Annotated in this window: 4 protein-coding genes; 1 reads left to right on the top strand and 3 read right to left on the bottom strand. The window is 72.2% G+C overall.

What is annotated here, in order from left to right:
- On the bottom strand, positions 1–291 hold a 291-nt coding region (locus tag RT309_RS14835), incomplete at its 3' end, for a DUF202 domain-containing protein (RefSeq protein ID WP_313358270.1).
- Positions 288–656, bottom strand: a complete 369-nt coding sequence (locus tag RT309_RS14830) for a DUF202 domain-containing protein (RefSeq protein ID WP_313358268.1) — start codon at positions 654–656, stop codon at positions 288–290. The genes RT309_RS14835 and RT309_RS14830, both read right to left, overlap by 4 nt.
- A 62-nt stretch (positions 657–718) precedes the next feature.
- Between RT309_RS14830 and RT309_RS14825 the strand changes: the two genes are divergently transcribed.
- On the top strand, positions 719–1,741 hold the full coding sequence (locus RT309_RS14825; RefSeq protein WP_313358267.1) for a zinc-dependent alcohol dehydrogenase family protein: 1,023 nt from the start codon (positions 719–721) through the stop codon (positions 1,739–1,741).
- A gap of 25 nt (positions 1,742–1,766) precedes the next feature.
- Here the strand turns inward: RT309_RS14825 and RT309_RS14820 are convergent.
- On the bottom strand, positions 1,767–2,141 hold a 375-nt coding region (locus tag RT309_RS14820), incomplete at its 5' end, for a substrate-binding domain-containing protein (protein WP_313358265.1).

The following is a 2,141-nucleotide window of genomic DNA, read 5'->3' as shown; positions in this document are numbered from 1 at the left end:
CCCGGCCGCGCGCGGGGCGCGGCCCTGCCCGACGTCGTCCATGAACGCCTGATGTCGTCGTCGCGACACCCCCCAGAGCAGGGATGCCCCGAGCAGACCCGCCATTCCCGGCAGCACCCACTGCACGCCGCCCAGCCACAGCGGAAGCAGCCGCAGCGAGACCAGCGAGCCGACCGCGATCGACAGCGCGGTGCGCCGCCACGACAGCGAGGTGCGCTCGAGCTGCAGGCCGGCGTCGAAGGGCCCCGACCACGACGAGTCGGCCGCCGATCCGCCGGAGCGACCGCTCATTGCAGCACGGCGAGCAGCACGAGCACGCCTGACGCGACCACCGCGACGGCGAGCACGATCCCCGTGGGAGGCTGCGGAAGAGGCCTGCCCAACCGCATGGCGCGCTCCACCCGCGACCACTCGACCCAGGCAATGATCGGCAGCACGATGCCCGTGATGATGAGCACGAGCGAGGCAGCCAGTCGCAGCGGTGCGTACATGTCGAGCGCGAGGGCCTCGAGGGCGACGCCACCCGCGATCAGCGCCAGCGCGGTGCGGGTCCAGGCGAGGAAGGTGCGCTCGTTCGCGAGCGAGAAGCGCACGTCCGGCTCGCTGCCCTGCCGGAACACCGAACGCGGGAAACGACGGTCGGGATGTGCGCTCACCCGTTCAGGATACCGGGGTCGAGACCCTCGCAATCCGCGCCGCGGAGTGGTGGAGTAGACGCATGCGCGCAGCCATCATGCACGGACCCGGCGACGTCCGGGTCGAGGATGTCCCGACCCCCGAGCTCGTGGAGCCGACCGACGCGATCATCCGCGTCGACGCCGCCTGCATCTGCGGCTCCGACCTCTGGCCCTACCGCGGAATCTCGCCGGTGAAGCGCCCGTCGCGGATGGGCCACGAGTACATCGGCGTCGTCGAGCAGATCGGCTCGGAGGTGCGCGACATCGAGGTGGGCGACTTCGTGGTCGGCTCGTTCATGGCATCCGACAACACCTGCGAGATCTGCCGGGCCGGCTACCAGTCGCGGTGCATCCACGTCGTCGGGATGGGATCTATCGGCACGCAGGCCGAGCACGCCCGGATCCCCTGGGCCGACGGAACGCTCGTCAAGGTCGCCGGTGACATCACGCCCGAGCGCCGCCGCAGCCTGCTGGCCGCATCTGACGTGCTCGGCACGGGGTGGTTCGCAGCGGTCGCGGCCGAGGCGGGCCCCGGCAAGACGGTGGCCGTCGTGGGCGACGGCGCGGTCGGCCTGCTCGGCATCCTCGCGGCGTCCCAGCTGGGGGCCGAGCGCATCATCGCCATGTCGCGGCACGCCGACCGCCAGCAGCTCGCCCGTCGCTTCGGCGCGACCGACATCGTCGAGGCGCGAGGGGATGCCGGAGTCGCGGCCATCCAGGAGATGACGGGCGGCTACGGCGCTCACTCCACGATCGAGGCGGTCGGCACGCAGGAGGCGATGCAGCAGGCCATCCGCTCGACGCGTGCCGGTGGGCACGTGGGGTTCGTCGGCGTCTCGCACGGTGTGAGCCTGGACGGGCAGGAGCTGTTCCTCTCGGGCATCCACCTGCACGGCGGACCCGCCCCGGTGCGCCGCTTCCTGCCCGACCTGATCGACCGGATCATGACCGATCAGATCGACCCGGGCGCGGTGTTCGACCAGACGCTGTCGATCGACGACGCGGCCGAGGGCTACCGGGCGATGGACGAGCGCCGCGCCATCAAGGTGATGCTCGAGCTCTGAGGCGGGTCTGCGGTCCGGCGCCGGATCAGGCGCTCGCGCGGCGGATGAGCGCAGGGGCGAGGAGCAGGTCGGCGGGGCGCGCGCCCTCGATCCACTCCACCAGGGCCGACACCGCGCGTTCCCCGAGAGCATCGAAGTCCTGCCGCACGGTCGTCAGCGGAGGCTGGAAGTTCGCAGCATCCGCGATGTCGTCGAAGCCGATCACCGCGACGTCGTCGGGCACTCGGAGTCCGGATCCGGCGAGCGCGCGCAGCGCGCCGAGCGCCATCTGGTCGTTCGCGGCGAAGATCGCGGTGACGTCGGATGCCGGCATCCGCGCCCACGCATCGAACCCGGATGCCGCGCTCCAGTCCCCCCGCACGGGGTCGGGCTGCTCGGCGCCGGCGGCGAGCAGCCCGAC

This window comes from Microbacterium sp. (genome assembly GCF_032084865.1).
GTDB lineage: Bacteria > Actinomycetota > Actinomycetes > Actinomycetales > Microbacteriaceae > Microbacterium.
Note: the sequence above shows the minus strand (reverse complement) of the source record. Positions and strands in the feature narration are given on the sequence as shown.

Coding starts and splice junctions, on each gene's coding strand:
- RT309_RS14825 (WP_313358267.1), top strand. CDS start 719: ATGCGCGCAGCCATCATGCACGGACCCGGCGACGTCCGGGTCGAGGAT.